17 protein-coding genes are annotated in these 16,080 nt (G+C 68.7%); 7 read left to right on the forward strand and 10 right to left on the reverse strand.

Features of this window, described 5'->3' with window-relative positions:
- Positions 1-22: 22 nt before the first annotated feature.
- Entirely contained in the window at positions 23-982 is a 960-nt protein-coding gene (locus ACZ5ZX_RS28225; RefSeq protein ID WP_465504992.1) for a helix-turn-helix transcriptional regulator, read from the forward strand.
- Here ACZ5ZX_RS28225 and ACZ5ZX_RS28230 read toward each other — a convergent pair.
- Together ACZ5ZX_RS28230 and ACZ5ZX_RS28235 are read right to left on the reverse strand one after the other, a co-directional pair.
- Complete coding sequence (locus ACZ5ZX_RS28230; RefSeq protein WP_465504993.1) at positions 941-2,326, reverse strand: MFS transporter; 1,386 nt, start codon at positions 2,324-2,326, stop codon at positions 941-943. The genes ACZ5ZX_RS28225 and ACZ5ZX_RS28230 overlap by 42 nt on opposite strands.
- 159 nt (positions 2,327-2,485) lie before the next feature.
- Complete coding sequence (locus tag ACZ5ZX_RS28235) at positions 2,486-3,100, reverse strand: TetR/AcrR family transcriptional regulator (RefSeq protein ID WP_465504994.1); 615 nt, start codon at positions 3,098-3,100, stop codon at positions 2,486-2,488.
- A gap of 123 nt (positions 3,101-3,223) precedes the next feature.
- Between ACZ5ZX_RS28235 and ACZ5ZX_RS28240 the strand changes: the two genes are divergently transcribed.
- Positions 3,224-3,976, forward strand: coding sequence for an SDR family oxidoreductase (locus tag ACZ5ZX_RS28240; protein ID WP_465504995.1), 753 nt, complete (start codon positions 3,224-3,226; stop codon positions 3,974-3,976).
- A complete protein-coding gene (locus ACZ5ZX_RS28245; RefSeq protein WP_465504996.1) occupies positions 3,973-4,758 on the forward strand; it encodes an SDR family oxidoreductase in 786 nt (261 codons plus the stop codon). Before ACZ5ZX_RS28240 ends, ACZ5ZX_RS28245 begins: the two co-directional genes overlap by 4 nt.
- 21 nt (positions 4,759-4,779) lie before the next feature.
- On the opposite strand, the gene ACZ5ZX_RS28250 is transcribed toward ACZ5ZX_RS28245, so the two are convergent.
- Positions 4,780-5,535: a metallophosphoesterase family protein gene (locus ACZ5ZX_RS28250; protein ID WP_465504997.1), complete on the reverse strand. Its 756-nt coding sequence runs from the start codon at positions 5,533-5,535 to the stop codon at positions 4,780-4,782.
- Positions 5,536-5,637: 102 nt separating this feature from the next.
- On the opposite strand from ACZ5ZX_RS28250, the gene ACZ5ZX_RS28255 reads away from it, so the two are divergent.
- Positions 5,638-5,973, forward strand: a complete 336-nt coding sequence (locus tag ACZ5ZX_RS28255) for a hypothetical protein (protein ID WP_465504998.1) — start codon at positions 5,638-5,640, stop codon at positions 5,971-5,973.
- A gap of 38 nt (positions 5,974-6,011) precedes the next feature.
- On the opposite strand, the gene ACZ5ZX_RS28260 is transcribed toward ACZ5ZX_RS28255, so the two are convergent.
- Positions 6,012-6,812 carry an enoyl-CoA hydratase-related protein gene (locus tag ACZ5ZX_RS28260; protein WP_465504999.1) on the reverse strand — a complete coding sequence of 267 codons (801 nt, stop codon included), beginning with the start codon at positions 6,810-6,812 and terminating at the stop codon, positions 6,012-6,014.
- Positions 6,813-6,946: 134 nt separating this feature from the next.
- Between ACZ5ZX_RS28260 and ACZ5ZX_RS28265 the strand changes: the two genes are divergently transcribed.
- From ACZ5ZX_RS28265 to ACZ5ZX_RS28275, 3 genes are all read left to right on the forward strand, one after another.
- Positions 6,947-8,602 (forward strand): AMP-binding protein, encoded by a 1,656-nt coding sequence (locus ACZ5ZX_RS28265; protein ID WP_465505000.1) that lies wholly within the window; start codon positions 6,947-6,949, stop codon positions 8,600-8,602.
- Positions 8,603-8,606: 4 nt separating this feature from the next.
- A complete protein-coding gene (locus ACZ5ZX_RS28270; protein ID WP_465505001.1) occupies positions 8,607-9,587 on the forward strand; it encodes a phosphotriesterase family protein in 981 nt (326 codons plus the stop codon).
- Between the two features lie 68 nt (positions 9,588-9,655).
- Complete coding sequence (locus ACZ5ZX_RS28275) at positions 9,656-10,282, forward strand: TetR/AcrR family transcriptional regulator (protein ID WP_181775251.1); 627 nt, start codon at positions 9,656-9,658, stop codon at positions 10,280-10,282.
- A gap of 36 nt (positions 10,283-10,318) precedes the next feature.
- On the opposite strand, the gene ACZ5ZX_RS28280 is transcribed toward ACZ5ZX_RS28275, so the two are convergent.
- From ACZ5ZX_RS28280 to ACZ5ZX_RS28305, 6 genes are all read right to left on the reverse strand, one after another.
- Positions 10,319-10,711 carry a DUF7715 family protein gene (locus tag ACZ5ZX_RS28280; RefSeq protein WP_465505002.1) on the reverse strand — a complete coding sequence of 131 codons (393 nt, stop codon included), beginning with the start codon at positions 10,709-10,711 and terminating at the stop codon, positions 10,319-10,321.
- An 83-nt stretch (positions 10,712-10,794) separates the two neighbouring features.
- Positions 10,795-11,910, reverse strand: a complete 1,116-nt coding sequence (locus ACZ5ZX_RS28285) for an acyl-CoA dehydrogenase family protein (protein ID WP_465505003.1) — start codon at positions 11,908-11,910, stop codon at positions 10,795-10,797.
- The gene (locus ACZ5ZX_RS28290) at positions 11,907-13,088 is read right to left on the reverse strand and encodes an acyl-CoA dehydrogenase family protein (protein WP_465505004.1); all 1,182 of its coding nucleotides are present in this window, start codon (positions 13,086-13,088) and stop codon (positions 11,907-11,909) included. The genes ACZ5ZX_RS28285 and ACZ5ZX_RS28290 overlap by 4 nt, the downstream gene beginning before the upstream one ends.
- The gene (locus tag ACZ5ZX_RS28295; protein WP_465505005.1) at positions 13,085-14,308 is read right to left on the reverse strand and encodes an acyl-CoA dehydrogenase family protein; all 1,224 of its coding nucleotides are present in this window, start codon (positions 14,306-14,308) and stop codon (positions 13,085-13,087) included. The genes ACZ5ZX_RS28290 and ACZ5ZX_RS28295 overlap by 4 nt, the downstream gene beginning before the upstream one ends.
- A 204-nt stretch (positions 14,309-14,512) precedes the next feature.
- Positions 14,513-15,535: a phosphotransferase family protein gene (locus ACZ5ZX_RS28300; protein WP_465505006.1), complete on the reverse strand. Its 1,023-nt coding sequence runs from the start codon at positions 15,533-15,535 to the stop codon at positions 14,513-14,515.
- A 91-nt stretch (positions 15,536-15,626) separates the two neighbouring features.
- Positions 15,627-16,079, reverse strand: coding sequence for a MaoC family dehydratase (locus tag ACZ5ZX_RS28305; RefSeq protein WP_465505007.1), 453 nt, complete (start codon positions 16,077-16,079; stop codon positions 15,627-15,629).
- Position 16,080: the final 1 nt, after the last annotated feature.

Below are 16,080 nucleotides of genomic sequence, written 5' to 3' on the forward strand. Positions count from 1 at the left end.
TCCTCATGAAGCGAGCGAACCGATGACCACGGGCACGTCGGCACGGCTGCTGAGGCTGCTCTCCCTGTTGCAGGCACGGCGCGACTGGCCGGGCGCCGACCTGGCGGACCGGCTGCGGGTGGACGTCCGCACGGTCCGGCGCGACGTCGAGCGGCTGCGGGAACTGGGCTACCCGGTGCACGCCACCCCCGGCGTCGCGGGTGGCTACCGGCTCGGCGCGGGGGCCGCGTTACCGCCGCTGCTGCTGGACGACGACGAGGCCGTCGCGGTCGCAGTCGGGCTCCGGACGGCCGCGAACGGGACGGTGTCGGGGATCGAGGAGACCTCGGTACGCGCCCTCGCGAAGCTGGAGCAGGTGCTGCCCGCCCGGCTGCGGCACCGGGTGACCGCGCTGAACACCGCGATGATCCCGCTCGGCGGCGTCGTCCCGGTCATCGACGCGGAGGCGCTCACGGTCATCGCGTCCGCGTGCCGCGACCATCAGCGCCTCCGGTTCGGGTACCGCAGCCACAACGGCGACGTCACCGAGCGCTCCATCGAGCCGCTGCGCCTGGTGCACACCGGGCGCCGGTGGTACCTGGTCGCGTTCGACCTCGACCGCGACGACTGGCGTACCTTCCGCGTCGACCGCATCGACGGCGTCCCGGACACCAGTTTCCGTTTCACGCCAAGGGAACCACCGGCCGAGGACCTCGCGGCGTATGTCTCCCGTGGGATCACGTCGGCGCCGTATCCGCACCAGATGGTGCTGCGGGTGAGCGCCTCGGCGGACGCGCTCGCCGAATACGTGGCACCGACCGTGGGGACGATCGAGGCCATCGACGAGCACACCTGCCGGGTCAGGGTCGGATCCAACGACCTTTCCGTGATGCCTTACTACCTCGCCCATTGGGACGTCGACTTCGTCGTGGAGGAGGCGCCGGACGAGGTCAAGGAGCGGCTAAAGCTGGTCGCCGACCGCTTCGCGCGCGCGGTCGTCTGAGTCCGAAGTGGACTGTGCTGCTCGCTTGGCCCGTTTGGCCAGCAGGCCGATGGAGCCGAGCGAGATCAGGGCCAGCACGATGATGTAGAGCGAAACCGACATCGACGTCCCGGTGGATTCCAGCAGCAGCACCATGATGAACGGCGCGAGCCCGCCGCCGACGACCGCGCTGATCTGGTAGCCGAGTGAGGCGCCGGTGTAGCGCATCTCGGCGGTGAACAGTTCGGCGAACAGCGCCGCCTGCGGGCCGTACATGATGCCGAGGAACAGCGAGCCGACGAACGAGGCGACCACGAACAACGGCAGTGAAGCCGTGTCGATCAGCAGGAACATCGGGATCGCCCAGAGCGCGACCCCCGCCGCGCCGAAGGTGTAGATCTTGAGCCTGCCGATGCGGTCGGACAGTTTCGCCGAGAGCGGGATGATCGCCAGCTGCAAGGTGCTGATCAGCAGGGTCGCGACGAGCACGGTGGTGCGCGACATCCCCAGATGCCGGGTGGCGTAGTCGAGGACGCCGTTGAGCAGGATGTAGAACGTGGCGGTGTTGACCATGAACGAGCCGCCCGCCAGCAGCACGGTGCCCTTGTGATGGCGCAGCACCTCGCGCAACGGGGACTTCCCGCGGCCCCGTTCTTCGGCCGCGAGTTTCGCTTCGGCGCGGCGGTATTCCGGGGTCTCGTCGATCTTGACGTGCATGTACCAGGCCAGCGCGAGCACGAGGATGCCGACCAGGAACGGGATCCGCCATGCCCAGGTGAGGAAGTCCGAAGGCGGCGCGACCTGGGCGGCGATCAGGAACACCGTGTTCGCCAGCACCACGCCGATCGGGACGCCGAGCTGGACGAGGCTCCCGTAGAGACCGCGTTTCCCCGGCGGCGCGTACTCGGTGGCGAGCAGCATCGCGCCACCCCACTGGGCGCCGACGGCGACACCCTGCACGAGCCGCAGCAGCACCAGGATGATCGGCGCGGCGATGCCGATCGTGTCGTAGGTCGGGAGCAGGCCGATCAGTGTGGTCGCCGCCCCCATCAGCGCGATGGCCATGACCAGTACGGGTTTCCGGCCGCGTTTGTCGCCGAGGCTGCCCGCGATGATCCCGCCGAGCGGCCGGGCGAGGAAGCCGACCGCGAAGGTGGCGAACGAGGCGAGGACGCCGGCCGCGGGGTTGGTGGTGGGGAAGAAGGTCTTCCCGAACACCAACGCGGCCGCGATCCCGAAGACGAAGTAGTCGTACCACTCGACGGAGGAGGCGAGTGCCGCCGCGGTGGCGGCCCGCCTCCGCTGGGACACGGTGATCGTCGGTTCGGGGGCGGTATCAGGGGCGTGCTGTGCGCTGTCGGCCATCTGGATGCCCTTCCCTCGGCGCTGCTGCGGCGATGCAGGTCCGGGCAAGTTAACAACCGCTTAGTATGTGGTCAACGTCTCATCGGGTAATTCTCGATACCGACCGGTTGGTATGTCACTCTGGTGGCGGTATCGCCGACGGAGGTCGATCAGTACCGGTCAGGAGAGTTTCGTGCCGAGCATGCGAAGCACCAGCTCGCTGTACTCCTGGCCCAGCTGCTTCGGCGTCTGGCGGGCGCGCTCGGTGTACCAGCGGGCGACGTCCACGCCGAGCGAGAGCACGGCCCGCGCGGCGGTGTGCGGATCGCCGACGGTGAACACTCCGGCGTCCGTGCCTTCGGTGATGACCTCGCGCACGACCTGCTCGATGCGGCGCCGCAGTTTCGCGACGACCTCGAACTCCTCGTCCGGAAGCGCCTGGAGTTCGTACTGCACGACGCGCGCTACGGTGTGCCGCCGGGCGTGCCAGGCCACGAAGTCCTCGACCAGCAGCCGGATCCGTTCGACCGGGTCGGTCTCGCGCGCCACGACGCTCTCGACCAAGGAGAGCGTCTGCTCGTGGCCGTATTTGGAGATCGCGAACAGCAGCGCGGCCTTGGACGGGAAGTGCACGTACAGCGCCGCGGGGCTCATGCCCGCCGCCGAGGCGATGTCGCGGGTGGTGGTCGCGTGATAGCCGCGCCGCGCGAAGGATTCGACCCCGGCCAGCATCAGCCGTCGTGCCGTCTCCGGCTGGACGTCGGGCCACAGTTCGGCCGACAGCGACATGGTCATCCGCAGATCCTCTCAGAGGCTCGCACCGGATGGTGGGCTTGACACCGGCGCCGGACGTTTCCATTGTAAGTGAGCGCTCGCTTAGTGATTGCGCTCGCCAGTGAACACAGAGGAGATCGAAGAGTGAACTCGTTCAAGGACCGCGTCGCGATCGTCACCGGCGCGAGCCGGGGTATCGGTCTCGGGATCGCCAAGGACCTGGTCGAGCGCGGTGCGAAGGTGTGCATCACCGCGCGTAAACCGGAACCGCTGGCCGAAGCGGTCAACGAACTGGGCGGCCCGGGTGTGGCCATCGCAGTCCCCGGCAAGGCCGATGACACCGCGCACCAGGACGAGGCGGTCGCCAAGACCATCGAAGCCTTCGGGCGGCTGGACATGCTGGTCAACAACACCGGCATCAACCCGGTGTACGGGCCCACACTCGACATCGACCCCGAAGCCGCCGCCAAGATCTTCGCCGTCAACGTGCTGGCGCCGCTTTCGTGGACCCGCCGGGCGCGGGACGCGTGGATGGGGGAGCACGGCGGTGCGGTGGTGAACGTCGCCTCCGTCGCCGGGCTCGGCGCGTCGCCCGGGATCGGCATGTACGGCGTCAGCAAAGCGGCCCTGATCCGGCTCACGAAGGAACTCGGCTTCGAACTGGGCCCGAAGATCCGCGTGAACGCCGTCGCGCCGGCCGTGGTGAAGACCAAGTTCGCGACCGCCCTCTACGAAGGCCGCGAGGAAGAGGTCTCGGCGGCGTACCCGATGAAGCGCCTCGGCGTCCCGGCCGACATCGCCGGTGCGGTCTCGTTCCTGCTGTCGGAAGAGGCCGGCTGGATCACCGGGCAGACCGTCGTCCTCGACGGCGGCGTGACGCTGGCGGGTGGCCTGTGACCGCGTCGGTCAGCGGATCCGGTGTCGTGGTCACCGGCGGAGGCGGCGGCATCGGTGCCGTCCTCGCCCGCCGGTTCGCCGCCGAAGGCGCCCGGGTCGTCGTCGGCGACCTGAACGGGGACGCCGCGGCCGAGGTCGCCAAGGAGATCGGCGGAACCGCCGTCGCCGGTGACGCGGCGAGCGAGGCGGGCGTCGCGTCGCTGATCGAGACAGCGCGCGAAACCCTCGGCGAGATCGACATCTTCTGTGCCAACGCCGGTATCGCGCCGATGGGCGGCGTGGACGCGCCCGAGGAGGACTGGGCGCGGATCTGGGACGTGAACGTGATGGCGCACGTCCGCGCGGCGCGGCTGTTGCTGCCGCCGTGGCTCGAGCGCGGCCGCGGGCACTTCATCTCGACGGTGTCGGCGGCGGGTTTGCTGACCAGCCTCGGTTCGGCGTCGTACTCGGTGACGAAACACGGCGCGCTCGCCTTCGCCGAATGGCTTTCGGCGACCTACCGGCACCGCGGGCTCACCGTGCAGGCGATCTGCCCGCAGGGCGTGCGGACGGCGATGCTGGAGAACAGCGGACCCGCGGGTGAACTGCTCATGGGCGCGGCGGCGATCCAGCCGGAGCAGGTCGCCGACGCGTTGTTCGAGGCCATCGCCGAAAAGCGCTTCCTGGTGCTGCCGCATCCCGAGGTCGCGGACTACTACGCCGCGCGGGCCACGCAGACCGACCGCTGGCTCGGCGGGATGAACAAACTGCAGCGCAAAGTGGAGCAGGCTTTCGGCGAGTGATTTTCGGGGCCACGGCCGCCTTCACCGAAGGCGGCCGTCCCTCGGACCGAACGTCGCCAGTGCCTCCGCGTCGGTCGCCCGCGCGTTGAGGAAGTAGTCGGTCCATTCGTCCACGTCCGGGTACGACGAAGTCTCCCGGATCGCGGCCCGCGCGCGTTCGATGTCGAAATCCGTGCGGCGCAAGGTCACCGCGCCGTCGGCGAGCAACGCCCAATGCGCGCCGGGGCGACCGTAAGGCATCCCGACACTGCCGGGGTTCACCACGAGCCGCCCGTGCGCCAGCCGGGTGAAAGGCATATGCGTATGCCCGCACACGACGGTTGTCACGTCGGCCGGAAGGTCGGCGAGCACGTCCGCCCAGCGGTCCATCGCGGTGTCGACGAGGACGACCTCGTCGTCGTCGCGGGGAGTGCCGTGGCAGAACACGACGTTCCCGAAACCCTCCACCGGAAGTGTCACCGGATAGGGGAGCGCGGCCAGCAGCTCCACCTGGTCCGGCCGAAGCCGCGAAGCCGCCCACGGCGCGATGGGATCCGGGATCTTCCCCTCGTCGCCGCGGGCGAGGGAGACGAGCTCGCGGTCCGCGTTGCCGCGCACCCAGACGACGCGGTCACCCAGTGCGGTCAGCCGGTCGAGGACCTGCCCCGGTTGTGGACCCGCGGCGATGTCACCGGTGAGCACGAGGCGATCGGCTCCGGCGACCTCGGGTTCCGCCAGCACGGCGTCGAGCGCGGGCAGCACACCGTGGATGTCGGACAGTACTGCGATTCCGGCCATGGCCACAGCTTGTCAAGGGGTGCGACGGCGCACAAGGTTGATCTTCGCCGGGAGATGGGCCACTGTATGAGGCGGGGTCTTGCTCGCGGTAAGGAAAACTCAATGAGCAAACGCTTCGTGTTCCGTGGGGCCGTTCTCGCCGCGACCGTCGCGGGATCGGTGCTCACCGCGGGGTCGGCGATGGCGAGTACCGCGGAGCCGTGCGTGGCCGGGGCGCCGGGTGACGTCGCCGCGGCCTCCTGCACGCCGTATCGCAAGCAGAGTGAGGGCTGGAGCAGCAAAACCGCCTGCAACCGCGCGGGCAACGAGGGTGCGCAGGCGAGGCGCTGGACAGGCTGGAACTGCAACCAGGCGCTGGCGGGCTGGGAGCTGTGGGTGCGCACCTGCACCACGCTGGCCGCCGAGAAGGCGTCGGCGACCACGCGCGAAATCGTCTGATCTGGAGGGAACGCCCCGGATGTGTCGTCCGGGGCGGCCTAATCCCCTTGATAGGGCGGGAAATTCGGCGGGCGGCGTTCGTTCCAGCTCGCCAGGCCCTCGGGTAGTTCGGGGAAGGTGAAGGAAGCGTGCATCAAGGCGGTGGCTTCGCGCGCGGATTCTTCCAGGGAAAGCCCGGCTTCTCGCGTGACCTGGCGTTTGATCAGCGCCATCGAGCGAGGCGCGCTGTAGGTGGCCAGTTCCGCGGCGTACGCGTGCGCGCGTGACGAGAGTTCTTCCGGCGGCACCACTTCCTGTACCAGGCCGTACTCGTGCGCTTGTTCGGCGGTGAAGGTCCGGCCGGACAGCAGCAGGTCGAGTGCCCGGCCCCGGCCGACGAGTTCCGGCAGGAGTTTCGCGACGCCGTACTCGGCGATGAGGCCGCGTCGTGCGAACGCGGTGGTGAACTTCGCGCCCGCGGCGGCGAACCGGACGTCGGCGGCGCAGGCGATCACGAAGCCGAGTCCGGCGCAGCCGCCGTTGATCGCCGCGACCACGGGTACGTCGGCATAGGCGGCGGCCAGGACGTTCCGGAAGCCGTCGTGCTCCGGTGGGGCCGCGGTGCTGGCCGAGATGTCGGCCAGCAGTCCCAGATCCGCGCCGGGGCAGAACGAACGCCCGCTGCCGGTGACGACGACGGCGCGTACCTGGGGGTCGGCCGACGCCTCGCCCAGCAGTTCCCCGTAGCGGATCTGCATACGCTGATCCATCGCGTTGCCGCGTTCGGGTTTGTCGAAGGTGATCGTGGCGACGGCGCCGTCGACGGCGAACCGGACAGTGTCCAAATTGGACTGAGTCACGTCGGCCTCCTTGTCTCGTAGTCATACTAAGCGGATGCTTAGGTCTTCGTCGAGGCCTTGACGCGTGCGGGGTCCGCTCTTACGGTCGGTCGTACCGACTGGTCGGTGTGGGGATTGTCAAGGAGGACGCCTGCATGAGCCCCTATGATGCGAAGCCGTGGCTGGCCGCTTACGACGACCGGATGAAGGCCGCGGCGGCACCGGAGGCGACCACCGTGCCGGCGTCCTTCCGGCGCGCGGTCCAGCGTTCGCCGCACGCCACCGCGATCGCCTACTTCGACGGCAGGATGAGCTATCGCGAGGTCGACGAGCTTTCCGACGGTATCGCGCGGCATTTGATCGCTTCCGGATTCGCCCCCGGTGACCGGCTCGCCCTGATCCTGCAGAACATTCCCCAGTTCGTGCTGGCTTTGCTCGGTGCTTGGAAAGCGGGCGGGATCGTCGTCCCGGTGAACCCGATGTACCGCGAGCGGGAACTCCAGCATGTCTTCGACGACGCCGGGGTGCGCGCGGTCGTGTGCTCGCAGAGCGGGTGGAACCGCCGGATCGCCCCGCTCGTGCCCGCCAGCGGCGTGAAGATCGCGCTGACCACCAGTGAACTCGATCTGCAGACCCGCGACGACGCGCGCGTGTTCGGCGGGATCGTGCGGGAGCCGACTCCCGGCGCCGCGGATCTGCTGAAGGTGGCGCGGGCCGCCGCGGGGGATCCGCCGCCGGATCTCGCCCTCGGGCAGGACGACGTCGCGCTGATCAGCTACACCTCGGGCACCAGCGGGACGCCGAAGGGCGCGATGAACACCCACGGCAACCTCGGTGCGAACGCGACCGTCCTCAGCACCTTCAGTGGTCTCGGCGAGGGTGCCACCCTGTTCGGACTGGCGCCGCTCTTCCACATCACCGGCATGGTCTGCGAAATCGCCTCCGCCATCGACATCGGCGGCACGCTCGCGCTCGCGTACCGGTTCGAACCCGGTGTCGTGCTCGACGCCTTCCTGGAGCACGAACCCGTGTACACGGTCGGCCCGTCGACGGCGTACATGGCGCTGATGGCGCAGCCCGACGTCGGGCGCGAGCATTTCGCGTCGTTCCAGTTGCTGTACTCCGGCGGAGCCGCGTTGCCGCCCGCCGTCGTCGACGTGTTCCGCGAGCGGTTCGGGCACTACATCCACAACGGTTACGGCCTCACCGAGACCTCCGCGGGCTGCATCGTCGTGCCGGGCAGCCTGGAGGCGCCCATCGACGAGGAGTCGGGGACGATCTCGATCGGCCTGCCCGTACCCGGCACCGTCGTGCGCATCCTCGGTGAGGACGGCGAAGAACTGCCGCTGGGGAAGGCGGGCGAGATCGCCGTCGAAGGACCGATGGTGGTCCCCGGCTATTGGAACCGGCCCGAGGCGACCGAAGCCGCCCTTCCCGGCGGAAGGCTCCTGACCGGCGACATCGGCTTCATGGACCCGCGTGGCTGGGTCTACGTCGTCGACCGCAAGAAGGACATGATCAACGCCTCCGGCTTCAAGGTGTGGCCTCGCGAGGTCGAGGACGTCCTGTACACGCATCCGGCGGTGCGCGAAGCGGCCGTCGTCGGTGTCCCGGACGACTATCGCGGCGAGACCGTGAAGGCCTACATCAGCCCGGCACCGGGCAGCACGCCCGATCCGCAGGACCTCGTCGCGTACTGCAAGGAACGTCTCGCCGCGTACAAGTACCCGAGGGTGGTCGAGGTGCTGGACGAACTGCCGAAGACGGTGAGCGGCAAGATCCTCCGCCGCGAGCTGCGGGCCAAGGGCTGAGCCGATGAGCCTGGTCGAGACCGTCCACGGCCCCGCCGACACCGCCGAACTGGGCCGCGTCCTCATGCACGAGCACCTGTTCGTCCTCAGCCCGGAGTTCATGGCGAACCATCCCGAACACGACGGCTTCCGCGAAGACGAACACGTCGCCGACGCGATCCGGCGGCTGAACGAGCTGAAGGCCGCCGGGATCGACACGATCGTCGACCCGACCGTGATCGGGCTCGGCCGCTACCTTCCGCGCGTGCAGCGGGTCGCGGCCGAAACCGAACTCCGGATCATCGTCGCGACCGGCCTGTACACCTACAACGACGTTCCGCACTACCTGCACCATCGCGGGCCCGGCCTCATCTTCGACGACGGCGAAGACCCGCTGGTCGGCCTGTTCACCGGCGACATCATCGACGGGATCGCCGACACGGGGGTGAAGGCGGCCCTGCTGAAATGCGCGACCGACGAACCGGGGGTCACCCCGGGCGTCGAACGGGTGCTGCGCGCGGTCGCGAGGACGCACCGGGAGACCGGTACGCCGATCATGACCCATACGCACGCGCCGACCCGGCGCGGACTCGAACAGCAAGCGATCTTCGAGGCCGAAGGCGTCGACCTGAGCCGCGTGCTCATCGGGCACAGCGGGGACAGCACCGACCTGGCCTACCTGACCGAAATCGCCGACAAGGGCTCGCTGCTCGGGATGGACCGGTTCGGACTGGACCCGTTGCTGTCGTTCGAAGAACGCGTCGGCACGGTCGCGGCGATGTGCGAGCGCGGCTACGCGGAAAGCATGGTGCTATCCCATGACGCCTCCTGTTTCATCGACTGGTTCGACCGCGACCGGATGGCCGCCGTGGCACCCAACTGGCATTTCCTCCATATCACTCAGGACGTCCTGCCCGCCTTGCGCGAGCGTGGCGTCTCCGAAACCGACATAACGACGATGCTGGTCGACAACCCCCGCCGGTTCTTCGAGCGCACCGGCGCGTAGGGATCCCGTTCCCCGGACCTCGACAAACCGGCCGGTATGCTGAGCGTCCGCACGAAAAGGAGCCGGCCATGACACGAGCGACCACCCGCAAGGCGGGGACGGCCGAGGCGAGCGGCGACGACCAGGCCGCCGTACCGCGACGGCTGCTGTCGCACGCCACGAAGCTCTTCGCCAAGAAGGGTTTCGACCGCACCTCCGTGCAGGAGATCGTCGAGGCGGCCGGGGTCACCAAGGGCGCGATGTACCACTACTTCGGCTCCAAGGACGACCTCCTTTACGAGATCTACGCCCGGGTGCTGCGCGCGCAGACCGAGCAACTGGAAAAGGTGGCCTCGAGCGAGGCGCCACTGCGGGAGCGGCTGCGCTCGGCCGCCTCCGACGTCGTCGTCAGCACGATCGACAACCTCGACGACAACACGATCTTCATGCAGTCCATGCACCAGCTCAGCGTGGAGAAGCAGAAGGCCGTCCGCGCGGAACGCCGCAAGTACCACGAGCGGTTCCGCACGCTGATCGAGGAAGGCCAGGAGTCCGGCGAGTTCCGCGCCGACAAACCGGCCGACGTGATCGTCGACTTCTTCTTCGGGTCAGTGCACCATCTCGGCTCCTGGTACCGGCGCGGTGGCGCGCTCTCGGCCCGCCAGATCGGTGACCACTACGCGGATCTGCTGCTGGCGGCGCTGCGACCCGAATAGCGGCGATCCCGACGGACACGCCGGGTCGCCGGGTGCTCAGCCTGGTGGCGCGGGTACGAGACGTTCGGCGAACCAGTCGCAGCGGCGTTCGAGCACCGTTCCCACCTCCCATCCGGAGGTGAAGGCCACCAGGCCTCTCGCCACTTCGTCGGCGGCTTCCGGTGGCCAGCCCTGTGCGGCCAGACTCGACCGCATCGCTTCGGAATAGTCGGAATAGGTGAAGCCGGGCAGTTCGGCGACGAGCGCCGTCGTCGTCCCTTCGTGCGAGTTCAGTCCGCAGAACGACCGGCCGCAGCCGCAGGCGGAATCCGGCGAGGTGTCGCCTTCGTCGCAGCACGGGGCGATCCAGATCAGTTCGCCTTCGACGCAGTCGTTGAAGTCGTTCTCCCGCGCACCCTGGGTCTTCGAGGTGGCCACGAGCAGTTTCATGATGACTCCCTGTTCGCTCTGATGTTCGAACAGGTTTTACCGGCGGGGTCCGACACTTTCCGGGGCGGACCCCGCCGGGAGGATCAGGCGGGCAGGTCGATCAGTGGTGCGAGGGCCGCGCGATGCCGCCCAGGAGTGCCCAAGGCGATCTCATCGCTCTTCGCGCGCTTGAGGTACAGGTGCGCGGGGTGCTCCCAGGTCATCCCGATCCCGCCGTGCAGCTGGATCGCTTCTTCGGTGGCGTGGACGGCGATGGGGGAGTTGCGGGCCTGCGCCACCGCGACGGCGATCGCGATGTCGTCGCCGGAAGCCAGGCAATCGGCGGCGTAGCGGGCTGTCGCCCTGGCGTTGACCAGATCCGTGTACAGGTTCGCCAGCCGGTGCTTCAGCGACTGGAACGAGCCGACCTGACGGCCGAACTGGTAGCGCTCCTTGAGATAGCGCACCGTTTCGGTCAGCGCCCATTCGGCGATCCCGAGCTGTTCCGAAGCGAGCAGTCCCGCCGCGGTCACGAGCGCGGTGTCCAAAGCGGACGGTGCGGTGGCGGAATCGGCGACCCGCTTCGCGACCACGTTCTCCAGGGTGACGTCGGCGATGCGCCGGGTCAGGTCCAGCGAGATCGCCTCGGCGACCGTCACCCCCGGCGAAGCGGCTTCGACCGTGTAGAGCCCTGGACCGTCGGGGCCCACCGCCGGGACGACGAGCAGTTCGGCCACCGAGGCGTCGGCGACACTGCGGACCCGGCCGCTGAGCGTGCCGTCCGCGGCCGCGGTGACCGTCGAGGGGAACTCGGCGCCGGGTGCGGTCGACAGCGGGACGGCCAGCGCGCCGATAAGCGTGCCCCCGGCCAGTTTCCCCAGCGGTTCGGCCACTTCCGCCTGCGCCGTGTCGGTCGCCAGCAAGGCCGACGTCGCCAGCACGGCACTGCCGAGATAGGGGACGGGGGCGACGCTGCGCCCGAGTTCCTCCATCACGACGGCGACCTCACGCGCCGAAGCGCCGTGCCCGCCCAGCGCCTCGGGGACGGCGAGGCCCGCCGCGCCGAGATCGGCGGCGAGGGTCCGCCACAGCTTGAGGTCGTACGGTTCGGCCGTCTCGGTCCTGGCGATCAGCGACGCCGGTTCCGCGCGGTCCTTGAGCAGGTCGCGGACGCTCGCGCGAAGGTCCTCTTCGACCTCGGAGTACAGCAGGTCGCTCATCGGGGCAGGTCCTTCCAGGCGACGTCCTTGTCGATCCGCGGCTCGGACGGCAGTCCCAGCACGCGTTCGGCGATGATGTTGCGCAGGACCTCCGAGGTGCCGCCCTCGATGGAGTTCCCCTTCGCGCGCAGATAGCGGTAGCCGGCTTCGCGGCCGAGGAAGTTCACGCCGTCGGGCCGCCGCATCGTCCAGTCGTCGTAGCGCAGGCCTTCCTCGCCGAGCAGTTCGATCTCCAGCCCGGAAGCGGCCTGGTTCAGCTCGGAGAACGCGACCTTGACCGCCGAACCCTCCGGTCCCGGCGCACCGGCGGCCAGTTGCTGGCGCAGCCGCGAACTCACCAGGCGCAGGCTTTCGCCTTCCACCCACAGTTTCAGCAGCCGATCGTGCAGTTCCGAGGTCCGCAGTTCCGGGCGCTCGCGCCAGGTTTCCGTGACGACGCCGACCATGCCGCCGTCGCGCGGGAACTCGGTCCCGCCGATGGCGACGCGTTCGTTCATCAGTGTGGTCTGCGCGACCTTCCAGCCCTCGCCGACCGCGCCGAGCCGGTGCGCGTCGGGGATGCGGACCTCGCTGAGGAAGACCTCGTTGAACTCGGCCTCACCGGTGATCTGGCGCAGCGGCCGGACCTCGACCCCCGGGGCGGTCATGTCGCACAGGAAGTACGTCATGCCCCGGTGCTTCGGCACATCGGGATCGGTGCGGGTGACCAGGATGGCCCACTGCGACTTGTGCGCGCCCGACGTCCAGACCTTCTGCCCGGTGACCACCCAGTCGTCGCCGTCGCGCACCGCGCGGGTGCCCAGCGCGGCGAGATCGGATCCGGCGCCGGGCTCACTGAACAGCTGGCACCACACCTCCCGCTCGGTCCACAGTGGACGAAGGAAGCGCTGATGCTGCTCCGGCGTACCGAAGGCGAGAATGGTCGGCGCGGCCATGCCGAGGCCGATGCCGATCCGCCGTTTGTCGTTGTCCGGCGCGCCCGCCGCGGCGAGTTCTTTGTCCACAACGGACTGAAGGGAACGCGGCGCGCCGAGCCCGCCGAGTCCTTCGGGGAAGTGGATCCAGGCGAGCCCGGCGTCGAACCGGGCGTCGAGGAAGTCCTGGCGTGGCGTGCTTTCCGGCGGATACGCGGCCAGTAGATCGGCCACGCGCCGCTTGAGTTCCTCTACGGTGGTCACTTCGAGGCCTCCCCGCGGTACTTTTTCAGTTCACGGTGCGCGAGCGAACGCTTGTGCACCTCGTCCGGGCCGTCGGCCAGGCGGAGCGTCCGCACCTGCGCCCACATCTCGGCGACCGGAAAGTCCTGGCTGACCCCGCCCGCGCCGTGCACCTGCACGGCCTTGTCGAGGATCCACTCGACGGTGATCGGCGTGGAGATCTTGATCGACTGGATCTCGGTGTGCGCGCCCTGGTTCCCGACGGTGTCCATCAGCCACGCGGTCTTGAGCACCAGCAGCCGTTGCTGCTCGATCTTGACCCGCGCCTCGGCGATCCAGTCCTGCACCACGCCCTGTTCGGCGATCGGCTTGCCGAAAGTCTCGCGCGAAAGCGCCCGGCGGCACATCAGTTCCAGCGCGCGTTCGGCCATCCCGATGGCACGCATGCAATGGTGGATGCGGCCGGGGCCGAGGCGGGCCTGCGCGATGGCGAACCCGTCGCCTTCACCGGCGATGAGGTTTTCCGCGGGCACACGGACGTCCTCGAAGATCACCTCGGCGTGCCCGCCGTGGTCGCCGTCGGTGTAGCCGAACACGTGCATGCCGCGTTTCACGGTCATGCCGGGAGTGTCGCGGGGGACCAGGATCATGCTCTGCTGCTTGTGCGCGGGCGCGTCCGGATCGGTCTTGCCCATCACGATGAAGATCTTGCAGTTCGGGTTCATCGCGCCGGAGATGTACCACTTGCGGCCGTTGATGACGTATTCGTCGCCGTCACGGCGGATGCTGGTGGCGATGTTGCGCGCGTCGGAAGAGGCGACGTCGGGCTCGGTCATCGCGAACGCGGACCGGATCTCGCCGTCCAGCAAGGGCCGCAGCCACTGCTTCTGCTGCTGCTCGGAGCCGAACATGGTGAGGACTTCCATGTTGCCGGTGTCCGGGGCGGCACAGTTGAGCGCGGTCGGGGCGAGCCGAAGGCTGCGGCCGGTGATCTCCGCCAGCGGCGCGTACTGCAGGTTCGTGAGACCCGCGCCGTGGTCACCGGGGAGGAAGAAGTTCCACAGTCCGCGTTTGCGGGCCTCGGCCTTCAGTTCTTCGACGATCGGCGGCTGGCTCCACTCGCTGTCGCGCTCGGCCAGCTGCCGCTCGAAGACGGCCTCGGCCGGATAGATGTGCGAATCCATGAACTCGAGGAGTTTTCCTCGCAGTTCCTCGGTTTTCGCGTCGAAGGCGAAGTCCATTTTTCCTCTTCCGTGCGAGTTCGGCCTGGTGAGGGTGGTGCGGCTGGTCGTGAGTGGTGAGTGGGGCTATTGAGGGGTAAGGCAAACGTGGCGCCGGGCGAAGGGGGTGTGTGGAGACGCCGTCCACCGACGGGACCGGTCGCCGGTACGCCACGGCATCCAAGGGCTTCTCTCGTCTGCGACAGGAAGTCATCGCATGTCCCGTCATTCGTCCTTGAGAGTCTCATTGCCGTGCGCGATCAACGGGACGACGCCCGCGCCGATGCCGTCGAATCCGGCGCCGACCGTCTGGCCCTTGCTGTAGCGAAGGTGGATGCCCTCCAAGATCACCGCGAGTTTGAAGAACGCGAAGCCCACGTACCAGTTGAGCCGCGAGACGTCCCGGCCCGAACGCTCGGCGTACCGCGCGACGACCTCGTCGTTGCTCGGATAGCCGGGCGCGGAACTGGCGTTGGACACGAACTGCAGCGACACCTTGTCGCGTTCGGCGTAGGCCACCAGCAGCGCGAGGTCGGTCAGCGGGTCGCCGAGCGTGGACATCTCCCAGTCCAGCACCGCGGTGATCCGGTCGTCGGCGTTCACCAGCACATTGTCCAGCCGGTAGTCGCCGTGGACGATCGACGGCCGCCCCGATTCGGGGACCGATGAGGCGAGGCGCTCGTGGAGCTCGTCGACGCCGGGGAGATCGCGGCTGCGGTTGCCGTCGAGCTGCTTCTTCCAGCGCCGCAACTGGCGCTCGAGGAAGCCCTCCGGGCGGCCGAAATCACCCAGTCCGACCGATTCCGGATCGACCGCGTGCAGCTCGACCAGCGTGTCGACCAGCTCGTCCGCGATAGCCCTCGTCCTGGCGGGGCCCAGCGCGGCCAGTTCGGTGTCCGTGCGGAAGGGAGTGCCTTCGACGAACTCCATCACGTAGAACCGCGAGCCGATGACCTCGGTGTCCTCGCACAGCAGCACGGTCGCGGGTACCGGGACGGCCGTGTCGCGCAGTCCGGAGATCACCCGGAACTCGCGGCCCATGTCGTGTGCCGTCGGCAGGACGTGGCCGAGCGGCGGACGGCGGACCACCCAGCGGGACCGGCCGTCGCCCACGATGTAGGTGAGGTTGGACCGGCCCCCTTCCACGACCTGGCCGCTCAGGTCGCCCTGGACGAGGCCCGGCCGGTGCTCGTCCAGGTGGGCCTTGAGCCTGGCCAGGTCGAGGCCCGGCAGGTCGGTCTGGTTCATCGCGCCTCCAGCGTCTCGCTTTCCGGTTACAGTACCGACCAGTCGGTATGTCGGGTAGTGGTGGCCCGGCGAGGTGCCGGAGGTCACCCGGTCAGGCGATGAGCCGGGCGACCATTTCGGCGACGCAGGCCGGTTTGGCCTCGCCGTCGATCTCGATCGTCCACCGGACCACGGCCTGTTTGCCACCGGGGACGTCGGTGACCTCGACCAGTTCGGCGCCCGCGCGGATCTTCGAGCCCACCTTGACCGGCTGGGGGAAGCGGACCTTGTTGAGGCCGTAGTTGATGCCCATCTTGAGCCCGTTGACCCGGTAGATCTTCCCGACGAAGCCCGAAATGAGCGACAGCGTCAGGAAACCGTGGGCGATCGGCGCCCCGAACGGGCCTTCGGCGGCCTTCTCGACGTCGACGTGGATCCACTGGTGGTCGTCGGTGGCGTCGGCGAACAGATTGACCCGCTCCTGGGTGAGCGTCATCCATTCGCTGTACCCGAAGTGCTCGCCGACGGCGTTCTCGAAGTCCTGCAGGGAGGCGAATTCGCGCATG

The sequence above is a fragment of the Amycolatopsis sp. NPDC033938 genome, from assembly GCF_055575975.1.